General features: G+C 70.3%; 18 protein-coding genes and 1 riboswitch. Of the genes, 5 read left to right on the top strand and 13 right to left on the bottom strand.

Annotated features, from left to right (window positions below; translation table 11 throughout):
* Positions 1 to 22: 22 nt before the first annotated feature.
* Complete coding sequence (locus tag ACIREO_RS15355; RefSeq protein ID WP_404109409.1) at positions 23 to 832, bottom strand: metallophosphoesterase; 810 nt, start codon at positions 830 to 832, stop codon at positions 23 to 25.
* A 280-nt stretch (positions 833 to 1112) separates the two neighbouring features.
* Between ACIREO_RS15355 and ACIREO_RS15350 the strand changes: the two genes are divergently transcribed.
* Positions 1113 to 2909 carry an AMP-dependent synthetase/ligase gene (locus tag ACIREO_RS15350; protein WP_404109406.1) on the top strand — a complete coding sequence of 599 codons (1797 nt, stop codon included), beginning with the start codon at positions 1113 to 1115 and terminating at the stop codon, positions 2907 to 2909.
* Between the two features lie 69 nt (positions 2910 to 2978).
* Here the strand turns inward: ACIREO_RS15350 and ACIREO_RS15345 are convergent, their stop codons facing one another.
* Positions 2979 to 4121 carry a glycosyltransferase family 4 protein gene (locus tag ACIREO_RS15345; RefSeq protein WP_404109403.1) on the bottom strand — a complete coding sequence of 381 codons (1143 nt, stop codon included), beginning with the start codon at positions 4119 to 4121 and terminating at the stop codon, positions 2979 to 2981.
* Between the two features lie 77 nt (positions 4122 to 4198).
* On the opposite strand from ACIREO_RS15345, the gene ACIREO_RS15340 reads away from it, so the two are divergent.
* Positions 4199 to 5455, top strand: coding sequence for a glycosyltransferase 87 family protein (locus ACIREO_RS15340; protein ID WP_404109400.1), 1257 nt, complete (start codon positions 4199 to 4201; stop codon positions 5453 to 5455).
* Here ACIREO_RS15340 and ACIREO_RS15335 read toward each other — a convergent pair.
* From ACIREO_RS15335 to ACIREO_RS15315, 5 genes are all read right to left on the bottom strand, one after another.
* Positions 5412 to 6665, bottom strand: coding sequence for a hypothetical protein (locus ACIREO_RS15335; RefSeq protein ID WP_404109398.1), 1254 nt, complete (start codon positions 6663 to 6665; stop codon positions 5412 to 5414). The genes ACIREO_RS15340 and ACIREO_RS15335 overlap by 44 nt on opposite strands.
* Positions 6666 to 6681: 16 nt before the next feature.
* Positions 6682 to 7704, bottom strand: coding sequence for an NlpC/P60 family protein (locus tag ACIREO_RS15330; RefSeq protein WP_404109396.1), 1023 nt, complete (start codon positions 7702 to 7704; stop codon positions 6682 to 6684).
* A gap of 237 nt (positions 7705 to 7941) precedes the next feature.
* A complete protein-coding gene (locus tag ACIREO_RS15325) occupies positions 7942 to 8967 on the bottom strand; it encodes an NlpC/P60 family protein (protein ID WP_404109393.1) in 1026 nt (341 codons plus the stop codon).
* Between the two features lie 292 nt (positions 8968 to 9259).
* Positions 9260 to 10624, bottom strand: coding sequence for an NYN domain-containing protein (locus ACIREO_RS15320; protein WP_404109390.1), 1365 nt, complete (start codon positions 10622 to 10624; stop codon positions 9260 to 9262).
* Between the two features lie 34 nt (positions 10625 to 10658).
* Positions 10659 to 10901, bottom strand: coding sequence for a hypothetical protein (locus tag ACIREO_RS15315; RefSeq protein ID WP_404109387.1), 243 nt, complete (start codon positions 10899 to 10901; stop codon positions 10659 to 10661).
* 151 nt (positions 10902 to 11052) lie between these two features.
* Between ACIREO_RS15315 and ACIREO_RS15310 the strand changes: the two genes are divergently transcribed.
* Positions 11053 to 11820 carry a rhomboid family intramembrane serine protease gene (locus tag ACIREO_RS15310; protein WP_404109384.1) on the top strand — a complete coding sequence of 256 codons (768 nt, stop codon included), beginning with the start codon at positions 11053 to 11055 and terminating at the stop codon, positions 11818 to 11820.
* Positions 11817 to 12098 carry an Lrp/AsnC family transcriptional regulator gene (locus tag ACIREO_RS15305; protein ID WP_104784870.1) on the top strand — a complete coding sequence of 94 codons (282 nt, stop codon included), beginning with the start codon at positions 11817 to 11819 and terminating at the stop codon, positions 12096 to 12098. The genes ACIREO_RS15310 and ACIREO_RS15305 overlap by 4 nt, the downstream gene beginning before the upstream one ends.
* Before the next feature lie 82 nt (positions 12099 to 12180).
* On the opposite strand, the gene ACIREO_RS15300 is transcribed toward ACIREO_RS15305, so the two are convergent.
* The 6 genes from ACIREO_RS15300 to ACIREO_RS15275 all read right to left on the bottom strand — a co-directional run bounded on the left by ACIREO_RS15300 (position 12181) and on the right by ACIREO_RS15275 (position 19285).
* Complete coding sequence (locus ACIREO_RS15300; protein WP_404109380.1) at positions 12181 to 13557, bottom strand: aminotransferase class V-fold PLP-dependent enzyme; 1377 nt, start codon at positions 13555 to 13557, stop codon at positions 12181 to 12183.
* A 176-nt stretch (positions 13558 to 13733) separates the two neighbouring features.
* Positions 13734 to 13851, bottom strand: a riboswitch (SAM riboswitch).
* An 88-nt stretch (positions 13852 to 13939) separates the two neighbouring features.
* On the bottom strand, positions 13940 to 15004 hold the full coding sequence (trpD, locus tag ACIREO_RS15295; protein ID WP_404109378.1) for an anthranilate phosphoribosyltransferase: 1065 nt from the start codon (positions 15002 to 15004) through the stop codon (positions 13940 to 13942).
* 124 nt (positions 15005 to 15128) lie between these two features.
* Entirely contained in the window at positions 15129 to 16754 is a 1626-nt protein-coding gene (locus ACIREO_RS15290) for a cytochrome bc complex cytochrome b subunit (protein ID WP_404109375.1), read from the bottom strand.
* On the bottom strand, positions 16751 to 17803 hold the full coding sequence (locus ACIREO_RS15285) for a Rieske 2Fe-2S domain-containing protein (protein WP_404109372.1): 1053 nt from the start codon (positions 17801 to 17803) through the stop codon (positions 16751 to 16753). Before ACIREO_RS15285 ends, ACIREO_RS15290 begins: the two co-directional genes overlap by 4 nt.
* Positions 17800 to 18609, bottom strand: a complete 810-nt coding sequence (locus ACIREO_RS15280) for a c-type cytochrome (RefSeq protein ID WP_404109369.1) — start codon at positions 18607 to 18609, stop codon at positions 17800 to 17802. Before ACIREO_RS15280 ends, ACIREO_RS15285 begins: the two co-directional genes overlap by 4 nt.
* A 55-nt stretch (positions 18610 to 18664) precedes the next feature.
* Positions 18665 to 19285 (bottom strand): heme-copper oxidase subunit III, encoded by a 621-nt coding sequence (locus tag ACIREO_RS15275; protein WP_359475841.1) that lies wholly within the window; start codon positions 19283 to 19285, stop codon positions 18665 to 18667.
* A 187-nt stretch (positions 19286 to 19472) separates the two neighbouring features.
* Between ACIREO_RS15275 and ACIREO_RS15270 the strand changes: the two genes are divergently transcribed.
* Entirely contained in the window at positions 19473 to 19874 is a 402-nt protein-coding gene (locus ACIREO_RS15270) for a hypothetical protein (RefSeq protein ID WP_356707331.1), read from the top strand.
* The last annotated feature ends 4 nt before the right edge of the window (positions 19875 to 19878 follow it).

The following is a 19878-nucleotide window of genomic DNA, read 5'->3' as shown; positions in this document are numbered from 1 at the left end:
CCGTGTCGCACGGATGAGGTCGTCACCACTCCAGGGCCCAAGGGCGCCCGCTCGACGCGAAGTGACCGACGTTGACGCACTCGGTGACGCCGATCCGCATCCGGCGGACCAGCGGCTGGTGGACATGGCCGAAGACCGCGTAGCGGGGGCGGGTGCGGTGGATGGCGTCCAGGAGCGCGCGGCTTCCGCGCTCGAAACGCCGGGCCACGGTGTCGTAGGTCAGCTCCGGGACGTCCGGGGGGATGTGTGAGCACAGGACGTCCACCGGGCCGAGCGCCTCGACCTTGGCGGCGTATTCCTCGTCGCCGATCTCGTACGGGGTGTTCATGGGGGTCCTGAGGCCGCCCCCGACGAACCCGAAGACCCGGCCTCCGATCTCGACCCGTTCGCCGTCCAGCACGGTGGTACCGGAATTGGCGTACTCGGACCAGAGCGCGGGGACGTCGACGTTGCCATAGGTGGCGTAGGTCGGGGTGGGCATCACCGCGAACATCTCGGCGTACTGCTTGCGCACGGCGGACAGGATCGCCGCGTTGCGGTCCCTGCCCGCCCACAGCTCGCGGCCGAAGGCGCGCGCCTCGTCGAAGCGGCGTGCGGTGCGCAGCTCCACGATGCGGTCGGCGTTGGCGACGCCGAACAGGTCGGGGAAGATGCCGCGCGAATGATCGGCGTAGTCGAGGAAGAGGACCAGGTCACCGAGACAGATCAGGGCGTCCGCACCGTTCCCGGCGCGCGCCAGCGCTTCCGTGTTCCCGTGCACGTCGCTGACCACGTGCACGCGTGTCCGTCGAGTGGGGGTTGTGTGCTGATTGTGCGGTGTGCCGACTCCCATGGAGATCACCCTAGGTCTCCGCCCGCCGCTCTGGGTAGATGCCGTCGGACCTGCGATTACTTCCGGATCAGGACACGGGTGGACTAATGTGCGCCGAAGGACCACCGATATGTGTGATGCATAAGACATCTGGCCGGAAACCCCTTTCCGGAAACGAGTACCGGTGGGTAACGTCCCGCCAGTCCAGTCGTGCTCACCCCACTGAGCATCTGCCAGTCTTGGACCGATCCGGTGCGTCGCACAGAGCAGTGGAACCGGAGCCCGATGAGGAGCAGCAGTCTTGCGCGAGTTCAGCCTTCCGGCCCTGTACGAGGTCCCTACGGACGGCAACCTGACCGATCTCATCCGCCGCAACGCCGCTCAGCATCCCGATGTCGCGGTGATGAGCCGGAAGGTGGCGGGCGTCTGGACGGACGTCACGGCGACCCGGTTCCTCGCTGAGGTCAGAGACACCGCCAAGGGCCTGATCGCGGCGGGCATCCAGCCCGGCGACCGGGTGGCGCTCATGTCCCGTACCCGCTTCGAGTGGGTCCTGCTGGACTTCGCCATCTGGAGCGCGGGCGCGGTCACCGTGCCGGTGTACGAGACCAGCTCCCCGGAGCAGGTCCAGTGGATACTCGGCGACTCGGGCGCGGTAGCGGTCGTCGTGGAGAGCGCCGCCCACGCGGAGTCCGTCACCGCCGTGCGGGACCGGACCCCCGGCCTGCACCACGTCTGGGAGATCGACCGGGACGCCGTCGGCGAGCTGGTGGCGGCGGGTGCCGGAGTCCCGGACGAGACCCTGGACCTGCGCATGGCGAGCGCGAAGGCCGACGACCCGGCGACGATCGTCTACACCTCGGGCACCACCGGCCGCCCCAAGGGCTGTGTGCTGACGCACCGCAGCTTCTTCGCGGAGTGCGGCAACATCGTGGAGCGGCTCAAGCCCCTCTTCCGTACCGGCGAGTGCTCCGTCCTGCTCTTCCTCCCCGCCGCACATGTCTTCGGCCGGCTGGTCGAGGTCGCGTCGGTGATGGCCCCGATCAAGCTCGGCTGTGTGCCGGACATCAAGAACCTCACCGATGAGCTGGCCTCTTTCCGGCCGACGCTGATCCTCGGAGTGCCGCGGGTCTTCGAGAAGGTCTACAACTCGGCGCGGGCCAAGGCCCAGGCCGACGGCAAGGGCAAGATCTTCGACCGGGCCGCCGACACCGCGATCGCGTACTCCCGCGCGCTGGGCACGGCGGAAGGCCCCTCGGTGGGCCTGAAGGTCAAGCACAAGGTCTTCGACAAGCTGGTGTTCAGCAAGCTGCGGGCCGTCCTCGGCGGCCGCGGCGAGTACGCGATCTCCGGCGGCGCTCCGCTGGGCGAGCGGCTCGGCCACTTCTTCCGCGGCATCGGCTTCACGGTGCTGGAGGGCTACGGCCTCACCGAGACCTGTGCCGCCACGGCCTTCAACCCGTGGGACCGGCAGAAGATCGGCACGGTCGGCCAGCCGCTGCCGGGCTCCGTCGTCCGGATCGCGGACGACGGCGAGGTGCTGCTGCACGGCGAGCACCTCTTCACCGGGTACTGGCAGAACGAGTCGGCCACGGCCGACGCACTGGCCGACGGCTGGTTCCACACGGGTGACATCGGCACGCTGGACGAGGACGGCTATCTCGCGATCACGGGCCGCAAGAAGGAGATCATCGTCACCGCGGGCGGCAAGAACGTCGCGCCGGCGGTGATCGAGGACCGGATCCGCGCGCACGCCCTGGTGGCGGAGTGCATGGTGGTGGGCGACGGACGCCCGTTCGTCGGCGCGCTGCTCACCCTCGACGAGGAGTTCCTCTCCCGCTGGGCCGAGGAGAACGGCAAGCCGGCCGGGTCGACGGCGGTCTCGCTGCGCGAGGACCCCGACCTGCTGGCCGAGGTGCAGCGTGCGGTGGACGACGGCAACGCCGCGGTCTCCAAGGCGGAGTCGGTACGCAAGTTCCGCGTCCTGGCAGCGCAGTTCACCGAGGAGGCGGGCCACATCACGCCGTCGCTGAAGCTGAAGCGCAACGTCGTGGCGAAGGACTTCGCGGACGAGGTCGAGTCGATCTACCGCGGCTGAACCGCACACGTATGAGCAGGGGCCCCGCATCGCGACCGCGACCGGTGCGGGGCTCCTGCCCGTCCGTGCTCAGAGCAGTGTTCTGAGCTTCTCGGCCAGCAGGTCCCAGCGCCATTTCTCCTCGACCCACGCCCTGCCCCGCTCCCCCATGCGCCGGCGCAGTTCCGGGTCACGGAGCAGCGCGACGATCCGGTCGGCGGAGTCCTCGGCGGAGCCTCCCCGCACCACCCAGCCGGTCTCGCCGTCGAGCACGGCGTCCGGGGCGCCCCCCGAGTCGCCCGCCACGACGGGCAGTCCGGTCGCGGACGCCTCCAGGTAGACGATGCCGAGGCCTTCGACATCGAGCCCGCCGCGCCGGGTGCGGCAGGGCATGGCGAACACGTCGCCGGCGCCGTAGTGCGCGGGCAGCTCCTCCCAGGGCACCGGTCCGGTGAAGCGCACGGAGTCCTCGACACCGGTCTCGACCGCCAGCTTCTTCAGCTGCCCGGCGTACGGGCCGCCGCCCACGACGAGCAGGACCGCGTCCGGCACGCGTGCCAGGATCGCCGGCATGGCCAGGACGAGGGTGTCCTGGCCCTTGCGCGGCACGAGCCGCGACACACACACGACGACGGGCCGGTCCGCGAGGCCGAGCCCGGCCCTGACCCGGTCACCGCCGGAGGCGGGTTGGAAGGTCTTCTCGTCGACCCCGGGCGGCAGCTGCACCATGCGGGCCGCGGCGTCGGGGGTGAGCGCGGCGGCGATCCTGGACCGGGTGTACTCACCGAGATAGGTGATCGTGTCGGTGCCCTCGCCGATCCTGCGCAACAGCTGCCGGGACGCGGGCAACTGCGCCCAGCCCGCCTCGTGGCCGTGCGTGGTGGCCACGATCCGGCGGGCGCCGGCCCCGCGCAGCGCGGGCGCCATCAGCCCGAGGGGGGCGGCCGCACCGAACCACACGGAGGAGCAGCCGTGTTCGCGCAGCAGCCGGACCGCCCGCCGGGTGACCCGCGGGGTGGGCAGCAGCATCGTCGTACGGTCGCGTACGACGGTGAACGGCTGCTCGGCGTCGAAGGCCGCGGTGGCCTCGGCGCCCTCCGTGGAGCGCTTCCAGGTGGAGGCGTAGACCACGATCTGCTCGGGGTCCATGCGCAGCGCCATGTTGTGGAGGAAGGCCTGGATGCCGCCGGGGCGGGGCGGGAAGTCGTTCGTCACGATCAGCGTCTTGTCCATCGCCGCCGACAGTACCGGGCGCCCCGACGGCCCTGCCTGACGGCTCCCGCACAGCCCGGGCCTGCATCATGGCGTCCATGACGGTCAGGACGGACGCGAGCGGCCGGGGTCTGTCCCTCGCCGTATGGGGTCTCACGCGGGCGGTGCTGCTGCTCTGCGTCTTCAAGGTGTTCACCGTGCCGGGCCCCGATGTCACGAGCGACGTCTCGGTGATCTACCGGGGCTGGTACGAGGTGCTCCGCACCGGTTCGTATCCGCTGGACGACGTCACCTGGCAGTACCCGCCCGCCGCCGCTCTCGCTGTGCTCTCCCCGGATCTGCTGCCCTTCCTGGAGTACGCCTCCGCCTTCTTCGTCCTCGTGCTCCTGTGTGACGCCCTGGTGTTCGGTCTGCTGTTGTACGCGGGAAGCCGTCCGGGCATGCGCGACGCGGGCACCTGGCTGTGGGTGGTGGGCGTGCCGCTGCTCGGGCCGACGGTGTACGCCCGCTACGACCTGATGGTGACGGCCGTCGCGGTGGCGGCGCTGCTGGCGGGTGTGCGCCGTCCCAGGGTGCTGGGGGCGCTGGCCGCCTTCGGCGCGCTTCTGAAGGTGTGGCCGGTGCTGCTCCTGGTGGGCACGGCCCGGGGCGCGGCCACCCGCCGGTCCTGGTCGGCGGCGGCGGTGACGGCCGCCGTGGCGGCCCTGGTGGCCGCGGTGGCGGTGCCGGGAGCGTTCGCCTTCCTGACGTTCCAGCGGGACCGGGGGCTTGAGATCGAGTCGCTGGGGGCGCTGGTCTTCCATGTGGCCCGGCAGTTCGGCTGGGAGGGCCGGGTGGAGCTCCGCTACGGCTCGATGGAGTTCGCCGGCCCCCATGTGTCGCTCGTGAGCACCCTGGCTCTGGCGCTGAGCGTGCTCGCCTTCGGCTGGCTGCTGGTGTGGCGGCTGCGGGCCCGCACGTTCGCGGTGCACACCCCGGCGGACGCGGCGTTCACCGCGGTGCTGCTGTTCACCGTGACCAGCCGGGTCATCAGCCCCCAGTACATGGTGTGGCCGCTCGGTGTCGCCGCGGTGTGCCTGGTGTTCCGCGGCAGCCGGATGGCGCTGCCCGCGTGCCTGGTCCTGGTGGCCACCGCCGTCACCCTGCTGGAGTTCCCCCTCGGCTTCGCGCATGTGGTGGCCAGTGACCCGGAGGGCCTGGAGCTCATGGCCGTACGCAACGGTCTGCTGCTCCTCGCGACGCTGAGCGCCGGGCGGCGGCTCTGGCAGGACACCGTGCCGGGGGCCCGGCGGGGGCGCGCGGCGGAGCGGGTCAGCCCAGCCGGTCGCGCAGATACTCCCGCCAGCGCGCCGTGAAGTCCTCGGGCGTGGTGCCGAGCACCGTGTGCATGGCCTGCTCCACGGCCCCGTCCCGCTCGGAACGGCTCCCCACGGCCTCGTAGAAGGCGATCAGCTCCTCCTCGCCCCAGTCCCGCGCGATCAGCTCGCAGGCCAGCCAGCCGCCCTCGTACGCCCGGGAGAGCTTCGCGGCGTCCTCGCCGAAGCCGAAGTCCTCGTCGGTCGGCAGCCGCGCGGGCAGGTCGCCGCTCCGGACCGCCTCGGCCAGCTCGGGTGCGAGCTCGGGGGCGGTGCGGCTCTCCTGGCTGTACGCGGTCCGGTCGGCGAAGCCCTCGGAGAGCCAGACGGGAGTGGCGGCGGAGGTGTGCGCCCGGGTCGCCACATGGGTGGTCTCGTGGGTGAGGACGACCCGCTGCCCGAAGTCGCCGAGCATCCCGTACGCCTGCGGGTTGACGATCACGCGGTCCGCGGGGGCACGGCCGCTGCCGCCGACCTCACCGGTGGTGACGGCCGCTATGTCCCGGTAGCTGGCCACCGGTGAGCCCAGGAGCCCCGCCATGTCCTCCACCGACTCGGGGACGAGCACCACGACGCGCTCCGCCCAGGGCTCCGGCCAGGTGCCGGTGACGGCCGGGACGGCCCGGTCCGCGGTGGCCGCGATCCGGCGCAGCTCCGCCGTCCGCCGGCCGACGCCGAGGACCAGGCTGTGTGTGCCCCGTACGACCTCGACGTCGCCCTGCTGCCAGAGCTGCCCCGGGGCGCCGTCGGCTGCCCGGTCCGCGGCGATGTACCAGGTGCCGTTCTCGCCCCGGCGGACCAGCTCCACCGTGCGGGAGGAGGACATCGGGGCCTTGTCGTAGCCCTTGATCCGGTAGCGCAGTTCGACCTCGGCGGTCACCCGGTCCGCGCTCCTGTCGTTCACGTCCTTCACCTTGTACGCCCATGACTCCAGCGGTACGTCGGCGAGGTTGTGCAGCTCGGCGCGCTGTGCGGCCCGGAAGGACGCGGCACCGGGGTCGAGCGCGGCCAGGTAGGCGTCGGTGTCGTGCTCCATGACCGCCGCGGCCCGGCGGTCCAGGGTGGCGCCGACCTCCCGTGCGGTCATGCCGGTGGCGGGGTCCCGGGGACCGGCGCAGGCGGGCGCGAGCAGCAGAGCGGCGAGCACGGCACCCGCCGTGCTCGCTCTGCGGGTGCGCTCCCACCGGGCGTCCTGCGTCCGAACAGCCATCCAGCCGATCGTACGGTCAGACGCGGGTAACCGAGGAGACGGGCATCATGCCGACGGGGTCGTAGCGCACCGGCGCCCCCGGGTACGGCGCGTGGATGACCTGCCCGTTTCCCGCGTACATCCCGATGTGGCTCGCGTCCGCGCGGTAGGCGACCAGATCCCCGGGCTGCGCCTGCGCGAGCGGCACCATGCGGCCCGCGTACCGCTGTGCCTGCGAGGTCCGCGGCAGAGCGACCCCGGCCTGTGCGTACGCCCACTTCATCAGCCCGGAGCAGTCGAATCCGGCGGGCCCGTCGGCGCCCCAGACGTACGGGCGCCCCAGGGCCTGCCGGGCCGCCATGAGAGCCGCCAGGCCGCGCGCGGAGGCGGGGGCGCCGGCCGTCAGCACCTCGGCGGGGCCGGAGCGCGACGCACGGCCGAGAGACGCGCGGTCGGCGGCCGGAAGCGCGTGCAGCAGCTCCCGGGCCCGGGCCAGTTTGCCCTCCACGGTGCGCTTGCTCCGAGCCACCGCGGCGCGCTCGCGTTCCACGCCGGCGAGGGCACCGGCGGCCTCCGTACGGATCTGCGCGATCTTCCGCCGGGCCTGGTGGAGCTTGCCCAGCGTCGCGGCCCGGCGCTCGCCCACACGGTCCAGAGCGGCGGCCCTGTCCAGGAAGGTGTCCGGGTCGGAGGAGAGCAGGAGGGCGACCGACGGGTCGATACCACCCGAGCGGTACTGCGCGCCCGCCATCGAGCCGAGGGACACCCGCATCCGGTTGATGTCCTCCTGAGTCCGGGCCGCCGAGTCCTGGGCCCCGGCGACACGGCCACGCAGCCGGCCGAGGCTCTCCCTGGCCGCGTTGTACCGCTCGGTGGCACGCTCGGCCTCCCCGTACAGCCGGTCGACCGCGGCCTTCGCCGTCTCGTGGGTCTCCTCGGGCACGGCGCTCGCGGGTGCGGCCTGGAGGGTGACCGCCGCGGTGGCCGCGGTGGCCGACAGGACGGTGGCCCGGACGCCACGGTTGAGGCCGGGCCGGGTGGGGCGGCGATGCGACACCACAGGAAGCCGCACTCCCTTCCGCTGTACGCAGGTGTGCGCAGCCCCTGCCGCCCGGGGCGGGCGGACCGACGACCGGGAGCTACGCGGCAGCGCAGACAGTAACCGGGCGGCCGCACCGCGGCCAAAGGCCATGCCGGGAGAAGGGTGGGGGCGAAACAGCTCCGCCCCGCCGGTGACCTGTGGTCTCCGGCGGGGCGGGGCGTCGTCGAGGGGTGCTGCGATTCGCCCGTTCGGGCGTCAGACGCGCACGCCGAACTGGAAGGTGCCCATGTAGTCCATCGACTCGTAGCGGACCACGGCGCCGGGCTTCGGGGCGTGCAGGATCTGGTTGTTGCCCGCGTACAGGCCCACGTGCGAGGTGTTGTTGAAGAAGACCAGGTCGCCCGGCTTCAGGGCGCCGCGGCCTATCCGGACACCGTCGTTGATCTGGGTGTACGTGGTGCGGGTGATCTGGACGCCGGCCCGGGCGTAGGCCCACTGGGTCAGACCCGAGCAGTCGAACGAGTTGGGGCCGGTGCCGCCGGAGACGTACGGCTTGCCCTGCTGCGTGGAGGCGGCCTGGAGGGCGGCGGCACCACGGGCGGACGCGGGGACCTCGTTGCCGAGGTCGACCCGGTCACCGGCGTCACGGCTGGCGCGAACTTCCTTGTCGGCCATCGCCTGGCGCTCGGCGGCGGTGAGGGTGTTCAGCAGCTTCTGGGCGTCGGCGAGCTTGCCCTGGTACTTCTTCTTGTTCTCGTTCAGCGACTTGCGGACGTCCGCGAGGTCGTCGAGCTTCCCCTGCGCCTCCTTGCGCTGCTGCGCGAGGGTGCGCTGCTTCGACTGGATCTTCTGCAGCGACTCGGCCTGCTTGGCCGTCAGCTGGTCGAGCGCGGAGGCCTGGTCGAGGAAGCTGTCCGGGTCCGAGGAGAGCAGCAGCTGGACCGACGGGTCGAGACCACCGGAGCGGTACTGCGCGGTGGCGAGCGAACCGAGCTCGCCGCGCAGGGTGTTGAGCTCGTCCTGGCCCCGGGCGACCTTGTCCTGGAGCGCGTCGGCCTGCTTCTTGAGCTTGTCCTGCTGCTCCTTGGCGCCGTTGGCCTTCTCCGTGGCGACCTCGGCCTCGTGGTAGAGCTTGTCGACCTTCGCCTTGACCTCGGTCTTGGTCGGCTTGGGGTCGGCGTGGGCCGCCTGAGAGGTCAGGGCCACGGCTGCAGCGGCGGTCGCGGTGAGCACGGTCACGCGGGTGCGGCTCGGCTGCTTGGGACGACGGTGGGACGCCACGAAGGCGAGCTCCTTCTTCCTCGAGCCGCCTACCGGGCTGTGGGGGGACGTAGATCCCCGGCTCCGTGCACTCACGGACTCGGCGGTTCCTTCGCCGTCACCCCTGGTGGGCGATCAACCGTGCGAAGGTTCGAGGCCTGACCTTAGTGACCATCTTGTGATCAGTTCAAATCCTCACGAGCAAAATCTCGCCACACCAGGCACTTCTTTACTTTCATCACACTGCGTGTAGCGATGAATTGACGGTACGTTCCGTAAATTCCGGCAAGTCACCCATGTCTCACATGACGCATCAGACGCGCGAAAGGCGCTTCAGGAGCAAGGCGGACGCGACCGGCCGTGCACCCGCCTTCGCCACGCCGTCCGCCACCTCGCGGTCGGTGGAGACCACGACGACGGGCCTGCCGGACGGTTCGGCCCGCGCCAGCTGCCGGATCAGCTCGTCGGCGGTCACCCCCGCCTTGCTGAACAGCACACGGACACCGCGCGGCGGTGCCAGCAGAACCGGGACGGCCAGTTCGGCACCGTCGAAGACACAGGTCATCTCGGCGCCGGTCTGTGCCGCGAGGACCGAGAGACCGCCCAGGAGGCGCAACCGCTGCTTCTCCAGCGGCATCTGCGGATAGCCGGTCTTCGTGACGTTGTAGCCGTCGACGATCAGATGCGCCTGGGGCAGGGCGAGCAGCTGGTCGAGGAGCGCCGGATCGGTCTCCGAAAGGGCCCTGGCCGCAATGTCCTTCGGGGACATCCGGCCGGGCTCCACCGCTTCGACGCCGTCCGCGGGGCGGAGCGAGGAAGGAGGCAGGGCCAGTTCGCGGCGGAGTCCCTGCGCCGCGTCGAGCACCGTGTCCAGGAGCAGCCGCAGCCGCATGTCCTCGACCGAGCGGCCTTCCCTGGCCGCCCGGCGGCCCGCCTCGACGGAGGCCTCCGCCTCGGCCAGCCGCGCCTTGAGCCGGCGGGACTCGCTCTCGGCCGCGGAGACCTGGACCGCGGCCTCGGCCCGCACGGCGTCGGCCTCGGCGCCGGCCTTGCGCAGCGCCGCCTCGCCGCGCTTCATCTCGCTGAGGGCGCTGCGGAGTTTGCGGTGCAGGGAGTCGGCCTCCTTGCGGGAGGTGTCCAGCTCCGAGCGCAGCCGCTCGGTGTCGGCCCTGGTCTGACCCCGGGCACGGTCGAGCTCCTCGCGCAGTCCCTCCAGTTCGCGCCTGGTCTCCTCGTCCGCCTGCTCGGCGTGCGCCCGCTGGACCTCCTCGCCGGCCGCGGCCACCAGCTTGACCCAGCCGGCCGGCCGCAGCACATAGGCGGCTGCGGCAACGTCGACGGGGTCGGCGGCGGCGGGCGGGGCACCGGAGGTGAGGGCACCGGCCAGCTCCGGCTGGGTCTGGACGATCCGCTCACCGATGCGCCGGCGGAACACCGGATCGTTCTCCAGGGCGGCGGCCATCGCGTTACCCGCGAACTTGGCCCGCCTGCTCGGGGTGAAACGGGCGTACTGCCGGAGCTGGGCGGGGAGTTCGCCGATGGTCAGACCGCCGAACGCGTCCGAGACCAGGCCCACGACCTTGCGGCGTACGCCCTCGGGCAGCGGACGGTCGAGCGACTCCGCGGTGCCGTCGGCCGCGTCGGCCGGTCCGGCGCCGCCTGTCGGCTGCTCCACCATCCATCACCCCAATATGTCTGTCCGCACGGCCCCGTCAGGAGTCGGCACCAGGCCTGTCGACCAGCTCGATCTGGTCCACGGCGTTGCACCAACGACAGCGCACCGACTCGATGGTCTCACTGACCACCTCGCGCTCCTCGATACTCGACTCCCCGGCCAGGTCGAGATGCACGTACTCCACGACCTTCGAGGACCGCGTCACGTCGAAACGGGTGAGGTTGCCGCAGAGCGTGCAGCGCCAGCGCGTCGCGTCCGTCGGCTGGGGAACCGTCGTCATCGTTGCGTCCTCTTTCGTCGTTCTCGAGTCTCGTGCGTGCCCAGGTCTTCGATCTCGCGGTGCGCCGTCGAACTGCGGATGTCCTGCCGCAACCCTACGGCCTTGCGCATACCTATCGACACGGCGAGGCGGTCTGTCCCGTTCTCACCTGGTGCGTCATGCTCTGTACGTGACCGATCGGCGGGAAGTCCACTGGCGGAGGCGGGCCGGAGAGCTCCGGGCCGCGGCAGCGGCGGGCGGCGCCCCGGTCACGTACGGGCTGATCGCGCTGTGCTGTGCGGTGTTCCTGCTCAGTCCGCTCTCCGGGTTCAATCCGGTCTACGGCAGCGCCGACGCGCTCCTGGCCGCCCAGGCCGGGTACTTCGAGCGGTGGGGCGTGATCCCCAGCGAGCTCATGGCCGGCTCCGCCCACGCGGTCCTGACCCCGCTGACCGCGCTCTTCGTCCACGGCAGCTGGCTGCACCTGCTGGGCAACCTGCTCTTCCTGTACGTGTTCGGCGCGATGGCCGAGGAGCGCATGGGCCGCACCGAGTTCACCTTTTTCTATCTCGCGTGCGGCTACTTCGCCCTCGTGGCGTACGCGGTGGTGCACGCGGACTCCGACCAGACGCTGGTCGGCGCGTCGGGGGCGATCTCCGCGGTGCTCGGCGCCTTCCTCTACCTCTTCCCGAAGGCCCGGGTCACCAGCCTCTTCCCCTTCCTCTTCTTCCTTCCGCTGCGGTTCCCCGCCTGGATCGTGCTCGTGTTCTGGTTCGTGCTGCAGTGGCTGGCCGCGCGGAGCGCCGGCAGCGGCCCGGGCGTGGCGTACCTGGCGCACGTGGCGGGTTTCGCGGCCGGGTTCCTCTACGCCTGGGTGCGGTTCCGGGGGACTAGAGTGAAGTCTCCAGCCACGGCCACCGAGGGAGAAAGCCAGCCGTGATCACCGCGATCGTGCTCATCAAAACCAGCGTGGACCGGATTCCCGAGATCGCGGAGGCCATCGCCGCGCTGGACAGTGTCAGCGAGGTCTTCTCGGTCACCGGTACGTACGACCTGATCGCCATGGTCCGGGTGGCCCGGCACGACGATCTGGCCGATGTCATCCCGGGCCGGATCAGCAAGATCCAGGGCGTCGAGGGCACCGACACCCATGTCGCCTTCCGCACGTACTCGCAGCACGACCTCGAGGCGGCCTTCGCCATCGGCCTCGACGCCTGAGGCCACAGGAAAGGCGTACGGCTCCGGCCGGGGACGGGGCACGACGCCTCCCGTCCCCGGCCGGAGCCGTGTCCGGACCGGCTCAGACCTGCGCGGTGCCCCGGTCGGGCACGCAGCGGCCCTCCTCGGTGCGGTAGGTCCAGCGGGCGCCCTTGCTCACCAGCTCGCGGACGGCGCCCAGGAACCGCTCGATGTGCTCGTCCGGCGTACCGGCACCGAAGCTCACCCGGATGGCGTTGAGGGACCTCTCCCCCGGCCCGGCCTCCGGCGCGCCGCACTCGCCCGGGTCCTGCGGCTCACTGCCCAGCAGGGTCCGCACCAGCGGGTGCGCGCAGAACAGTCCGTCCCGCACCCCGATGCCGTACTCCGCGGAGAGCGCCGCGGCGAAGTGCGAGCTGTTCCATCCCTCGACCACGAAGGAGATGACGCCGACCCTCGGGGCGTCGTCACCGAAGAGCGAGAGCACCTTGACCTCGGGAACGTCGGCGAGTCCTTCGAGGACCCGCGTCACCAGCTGCTGTTCCCGGGTGACCAGGCGGTCGAACCCGGCCTCGGTCAGGGCCTTGCAAGCGGCGGCGATGGAGTAGACGCCGATGACGTTGGGCGATCCGGCCTCGTGCCGGGCCGCGGTGGTGTGCCACTCGACGTCCACTCCGCCGTCGGCACGCCGGGCGACCTTGCGGGAGGCGCCACCGCCCGCGAGGTACGGCTCCGCGTCCACCAGCCAGTCCGCCCGGCCCGCGAGGACGCCCGAGCCGAAGGGCGCGTACAGCTTGTGCCCTGAGAAGGCGACCCAGTCGACGTCCAGCTCGGCGATGTCCACGGGGTGGTGGGGCGCGAGCTGCGCCGCGTCGAGCACGATCCGCGCCCCGTGCGCGTGGGCGGCGGCGGCCAGTTCCCGCACCGGCCACAGCTCACCGGTGACGTTGGACGCGCCGGTCACGCAGACCAGTGCGGGGCCATTGGGCTTCCGGCCGGCCAGGGCGCGCTCCAGCGTGGCGACGGCCTGGCCGGGGGTGCGCGGGGCGTCGAGGCAGGTCACCCGGGCGTCGCGCCAGGGCAGCAGCGAGGCGTGGTGCTCGGTCTCGAACACGAACACCTGGCAGTCGGCGGGCAGTGCGGCGGCGAGCAGGTTGAGGGAGTCGGTCGTCGAGCGGGTGAAGACCACCTGGTCATCGGCCCGGCAGCCGAGGAACTCCGCGACGGTCTCGCGGCTGCCCTCGAACAGGTCTGTGGAGAGCTGCGAGAGGTATCCGGCACCACGGTGCACGCTGCCGTAGTACGGGGCGTAGGCGGCCACGTCGTCCCACACCCGCTGGAGAGCCGGGGCGCTGGCCGCGTAGTCGAGGGCGGCATAGGTGACGTCCCCGCCCGTCACGAGAGGAACGATGACATCGGCACCCAGAACCGGCAGCGGGGCACAGACGGACTGGTCGACGGCAGCGGTGGAGACAGACATGGCGAACTCCCGTAAGAGACAGGCGAAATCCTCGCGCCGGCGACAGTGCGCGGCAGCGCGGGGAACGAAAGAGAAGAGGTGTGCGGAGCAGGGCGTAGAGCCCTATCGCATTCGCTTGCTCACAGAAGGCTCCCTGGGACCAGGACCCCAAGGGGTGGCATCCAACGATGCCGAGGGGCCCGCGCTTGCCACAGACCTCGCTGCCTGCGGCCTGGTCTTCACCCGGGGCACCCCGCCACGGACGGAGGGTTGCCGGACAGCGGGCCGGGGCCGTAGTCGCTGTCACTCATGACCTGCGCAGCATCTTGCCATACCGACGGCCACGCGCAAGGGCGCAGTCCGCGATCCGGACTGCGCCCTTGCTCACACCAGCTCCGCGCCCTCAGGCGTTGCTGGCCGCCACCCAGCGCTCCAGCGCGCGCTTGGCGGCGCCCGAGTCGACCGACTCCGCGGCCCGCGCGATACCCGCCGAGAGCTGCTCGTCCAGCGTGCCCTCGCCCGGGTCCAGAGCGACCAGCGCGGCAGCGGAGTTGAGCAGCACCGCGTCGCGTACGGGGCCGGTCTCCCCGTCGAGCAGCCGACGGGCCACATCCGCGTTGTACGAGGCGTCCGCGCCGCGCAGCGCCTGGACGGGGACCAGGTCCAGGCCGACGTCGCGCGGGTCGAAGGCCTCCTCGCGGACGCTGCCGTCGCGGACGATCCAGACCCGCGAGGTCGCCGTGGTGGTCAGCTCGTCGAGGCCGTCGTCACCCCGGAAGACGAGCGCCGAATTCCCCCGGTCCGCCAGCACACCCGCGACGATGGGCGCCATCTTCGGGTCGGCGACCCCGACGGCCTGGGAGCGCACCCGGGCCGGGTTGGTGAGCGGGCCCAGGATGTTGAAGGTGGTCTGCGTGCCGAGCTCCTTGCGCGCCCTGGCGGCGTACCGCAGGGCGGGGTGGAACTTCACGGCGAAGCAGAAGGTGATGCCCGCCTCCTCGGCCACGGCGACCACGCGCTGCGGGGTCAGTTCGAGGTTGACGCCGAGCTTCTCCAGCACGTCGGAGGCCCCGCTCGCCGAGGAGGAGGCCCGGTTGCCGTGCTTGACGACCTTGGCGCCCGTCCCCGCGACGACGATCGCCGACATGGTGGAGATGTTGACCGTCTTGGCCATGTCGCCGCCGGTGCCCACGATGTCGACCGTGCGGCCGGGAACCTCGATGGTGTGGGCGTGCCCGTACATGGCGCGGACGAGTCCGGTGACCTCGTCCACGGTCTCGCCCTTGGCCCGCAGCGCGACGGCGAAGCCGGCGATCTGCACGTCCGTGGCCTCACCGCTCATGATGCGGTCCATGGCCCACGCGGTGTCGTCCGCGCCGAGGTTCTCGCCGCGCAGCAGGGGGGTCAGCACGCCGGGCCAGGTTCGGTCCGCCACGCTGTCGCCGCCGTCCGGGGTCACAACGTTCATGGTCCGCTCCTGGGGGTCCACAGCCGGTACAAGGATGCCTCCCACCCTATCCAGGCCCGGGGACAGCGAAGAGCCCCGTCCATCGGATGGACGGGGCTCCCGCTGTGGCGTTCAGCTGAGGTGATCAGTGGTGGCCGTGGCCGCTGGTGATCTCCTTGTACTCCTCGGAGGTGGGCTTGGCGATCTGGTTGTCCTCGCCGAAGTAGCTCCTGCTGAGCCTGGCCCGCACCTTCTGCAGCACCGACGGCTTGCGCTCGACACCGTTCTCGTCGACCGTCGGGCCGATCTCGACCGGCTTGTACTGCTCGTGCGCCGTGAGCGTGTGCAGCTGGCCCTGGCTGAGCGGCTCGTGGATCTCGACGAACTCACCGTGCGGCAGGCGCTTGATGGTGCCGGACTCGCGTCCGTGCAGCACCTTCTCCTTGTCGCGGCGCTGGAGGCCGAGGCAGATCCGCCGGGTGGCGACGAACGCCAGGACCGGGCCGACGAAGAAGGCGATCCGTACGAACCAGCTGATCGCGTTGAGCGACAGACTGAAGTGGGTCGCCCAGATGTCGTTGCCGCCGCCGATCAGCATGACGAAGTAGATCGTCACCCAGGCGACGCCCAGTCCGGTGCGGGTCGGAGCGTTGCGCGGCTTGTCCAGGATGTGGTGCTCGCGCTTGTCCCCGGTGATCCAGGACTCGATGAACGGATAGAGCGCGAGCGCCCCGAGGATCACACCGAAGAGGACCAGTGGGATCAGCACCCCGAGGACCAGCGTGTGGCCCCAGAGGTTGATCTCCCAGCCAGGCATCACACGCACGAAGCCTTCGGCGAAGCCCATGTACCAGTCCGGCTGGGCGCCCGTGGACACCTGGTCGGGCCGGTAGGGGCCGAGCGCCCAGATCGGGTTGATCGAGGCGATCGCCGCGATGATCGCGATGAAGCCGAAGACCAGGAAGAAGAAACCGCCGGCCTTCGCCATGTACACCGGCAGCAGCGGCATGCCGACGACGTTCTTGTTCGTCTTGCCCGGACCCGCGAACTGCGTGTGCTTGTGGAAGAAGACCAGGATGAGGTGGCCGACCACGAGCCCGAGCATGATGCCGGGCAGCAGCAGGATGTGGATCGAGTAGAACCTCGCGATGATGTCCGTCCCGGGGAACTCCCCGCCGAACAGGAACATCGAGATGTACGTACCGACGATCGGCATCGACAGGATGGCGCCCTGTGTGAAGCGCACACCCGTGCCGGAGAGCAGGTCGTCCGGGAGCGAGTAGCCGGTGAACCCGGTGAACATGCCGAGGACGAACAGCAGGAAGCCGAACAGCCAGTTGATCTCACGCGGCTTGCGGTACGCGCCGGTGAAGAACACCCGGAACATGTGCACGAACATGCCGGCGAGGAAGATCACCGCTGCCCAGTGGTGGATCTGCCGGACGAGCAGACCACCGCGGACGTCGAAGCTGATGTCCAGCGTCGAGGCGTAGGCCTCGGACATCCGGATGCCCTGCATCGGCTCGTACGAGCCGTGGTAGACGACCTCGTTCATGCTCGGGTGGAAGAACAGCGTCAGATACACACCCGTGAGGATGATGATGATGAAGCTGTAGAGGCAGATCTCACCGAGCATGAAGGACCAGTGGTCCGGGAAGATCTTGCGCATGTTGGCCTTGGCCAGGCCGTAGATGCCGAGCCGGCCGTCCGCCCAGTCGGCCACCCGCTCACCGGCGGGCGCCTTGCGTTGTGTTTCCGTCGCAGTACTCATCCGCGCTCCCAGAAGGCAGGACCGACGGGCTCTTCGAAGTCACCGAGCGCCTCGAGGTTGCCCTCGCTGTTCACACCGATCTGCAGCTGCGGAAGGGCGTGACCGGCCGGACCGAAGATGACGCGGGCGCCGTCGGAGAGGTCGAAGGTGGACTGGTGGCACGGGCAGAGCACGTGATGCGTCTGCTGCTCGTACAGGCTGATCGGGCAGCCGACGTGGGTGCAGATCTTGGAGAAGGCCACGATTCCCTCGTGGGCCCACTCGCGCTCCTGCTTGTCCTTGATGTTGTCCGGCTCGATGCGGATGATCATCAGGGCGGCCTTGGCGATCTGCGACTGGAAGTCGTGCGCGTCCTCCTCCAGGCCCTCGGGCATGGCGAAGGTCAGCGAACCGACGACGATGTCCTCGGGACGCAGCGGCTCCATGGTGTTCATGTTGACGAGCTGCTTGCCCTTGGCCCACAGCGTCTTGCGGAGCTTCTTCTCCGGCAGCGGGCCGAGGTCGCGCAGCAGCACCACACCGGAGAGCGGCACCAGGGCCAGCGCACCGAACATGGTGTTGCGGATCAGCTTCCGCCGTCCGAGCGCGGACTCCTTGGCGCCGGCCGCGAAGTCGGCCATGACCTTGGCCTTGACCTCGGGCTCCGCCTCGATGGCGTGCCGGTCGTCGGCGACCTCCACGTCGGACATCAGGGTGCGCGCCCAGTGGACGGCGCCCGCGCCGATGAGGAAGAGCGCCAGGCCCAGGGTCAGGCCCAGGGAGAAGTTGAGCGCGCTCACATGGCCGAACGGCCAGATGTAGACGATCTGGTCGACCGGGAAGATGACGTACGAGGCGATGAAGCCGACCGTCGCCAGCATGGACAGCGTGAACATGAAGGCGACGGCCCGCTCGGAGCGGTTCGCGGCTCGTTCGTCGATGTCCTGGATGCGCGGCCTGTGGGCCGGCAGCCCCGGGTCGGCGAACGGGTCGCCCGCACCCTCTACCGCGCCGTGCGCGGTGCCCTGCTCTACCGGCAGGTTCTCTTCTGGAATCTGTTGGCTACTCATGACTTCTTGGCCTTAGCGGTGTGGGCCGCGACCCATACGGCGATGGCGACCAGGCCGCCCAGGCCGAAGATCCAGCCGAAGAGACCTTCACTGACGGGGCCGAGGCCACCGAGCGAGAGCCCTCCGGGGTCCTCGGACTCATCACCGTTGACGGTCTTGATGTACGCGATGATGTCTTTCTTCTCCTGCTCGGGCATGGTGCTGTCCGGGAAGGAGGGCATGCTCTGCGGGCCGGTCTGCATGGCCTCGTAGATGTGCTTCGGGCTCACGCCTTCGAGGTCCGGGGCGTACTTGCCGTCCGTCAGCGCGCCGCCCTTGCCGGTGAAGTTGTGGCACTGCGCGCAGTTGGTGCGGAACAGGTCACCGCCCTTGGCCACGTCCGCGCCCGCGGGGTCGACCTGGCTTCCGGTCGGCGTGATCGGACCGGCGCCCAGGGACGCGACGTACGCCGCGAGCTGGTCGATCTCGGCCTGGGAGTAGATGACCTTCTTCTTCGGGATCTGGGCGCCCGGCTGCTGAGCCGGCATGCGTCCGGTACCGACCTGGAAGTCGACGGCGGCGGAGCCGACGCCCACGAGGGACGGCCCGTCGGTGGTGCCCTGACCGCCGGATCCGTGGCAGCTGGCGCAGCCCACGGAGTAGAGCTTCTTGCCCTCGTCGATGGCGAGGGACTGGGCGGTTTCGTCGGCCTGCGCCTTACCCGCAGGCGCGAACGCGGCGTACAGCCCCCCGGTAGCCGCCAGCGCGAGGAGTAGTACGACGACCGCCGCCAGCGGATGGCGTCGTCGTGCGGAGAGCTTTTTCACGGATTACCCCGGTGTCAGGATCTTCTGCGTCGATGATGGGTGGGTGCGAGCCCGGTTACTTGATCATGTAGATCGTGGCGAACAGACCGATCCAGACGACATCGACGAAGTGCCAGTAATAGGACACGACGATGGCGGCGGTGGCCTGCTCGTGGGTGAATCTCGAGGCCGCGTATGTCCTGCCCAGGACGAGCAGGAAGGCGATGAGCCCGCCTGTCACATGCAGACCGTGGAAGCCGGTCGTCAGGTAGAACACCGAACCGTACGGGTCGGAGGACAGGGAGAGCCCCGCCTCCTTGACCAGCTCGGTGTACTCGAGGACCTGGCCTCCGATGAAGATCGAACCCATCACGAACGTGATGATGAACCAGGTGCGGAGCTTCTTCACATCGCCCCGCTCCGCGGCGAAAACGCCGAGCTGGCAGGTGAGAGAGGAAAGCACCAGGATCGTGGTGTTCGTCGCCGAGAACGGGAAGTTCAGATGGTGAGCCATCTCCTTCCAGTGATCGGGTCCCATCACCGATCGCAGGGTGAAGTACATCGCGAAGAGGGCCGCGAAGAACATCAGCTCGGAACTCAACCAGATGATGGTTCCGACGCTGGTGAGGTTCGGTCGATTGACCGACGGGTGCGCGTGCCCGGTTTCTACTGTCGTTGCTGTCGCCACGACCGACATTATGTCGGTCGCTTATCCCGCCCTCACTCCCGGGGGTGCCGTTCGGTGTGTCAGAGGCCTGTGTCCTCACCGAACGGCCCATCGAATCGCTGTCCTTACCGGTGCTGACAGGCAGTCCGCCGGAGTACGATCCGCCCATCGGTTCATGCCCGGAGAGCCCCGAAGACACAGACGTCACGGAGGAACAATGCAGCCGACCGCCACGGTCCTGGTCTACAGCGACGACGCCAACACCCGCGAGCAGGTGAGGCTGGCAGCCGGGCGCAGGCCTGCGGCGGACGTGCCGCCGGTCGAGTTCCTGGAGTGCGCCACCCTGCCCGCCGTCCTGAGCGCGCTGGACCGGGGCGGTGTCGACGTCTGCGTGCTGGACGGCGAGACGGCCCCCGCGGGCGGCATGGGCGTCTGCCGGCAGATCAAGGACGAGATCTTCGACTGCCCGCCCGTCCTGCTGCTGATCGGACGCCCGCAGGACGCCTGGCTGGCCACGTGGAGCCGTGCGGACGCCGCTGTGACGCATCCGGTGGACCCGGTCGACTTCGCGGACGCGCTGGCCTCCCTGCTGCGCCACAGGCTCTCCGTGGAGGCCTGAGGCG

Origin of the sequence: Streptomyces sp. NPDC102441 (genome assembly GCF_044765585.1) — a bacterium.
Taxonomy (GTDB): Bacteria; Actinomycetota; Actinomycetes; order Streptomycetales; family Streptomycetaceae; genus Streptomyces.
Note: the sequence above shows the minus strand (reverse complement) of the source record. Positions and strands in the feature narration are given on the sequence as shown.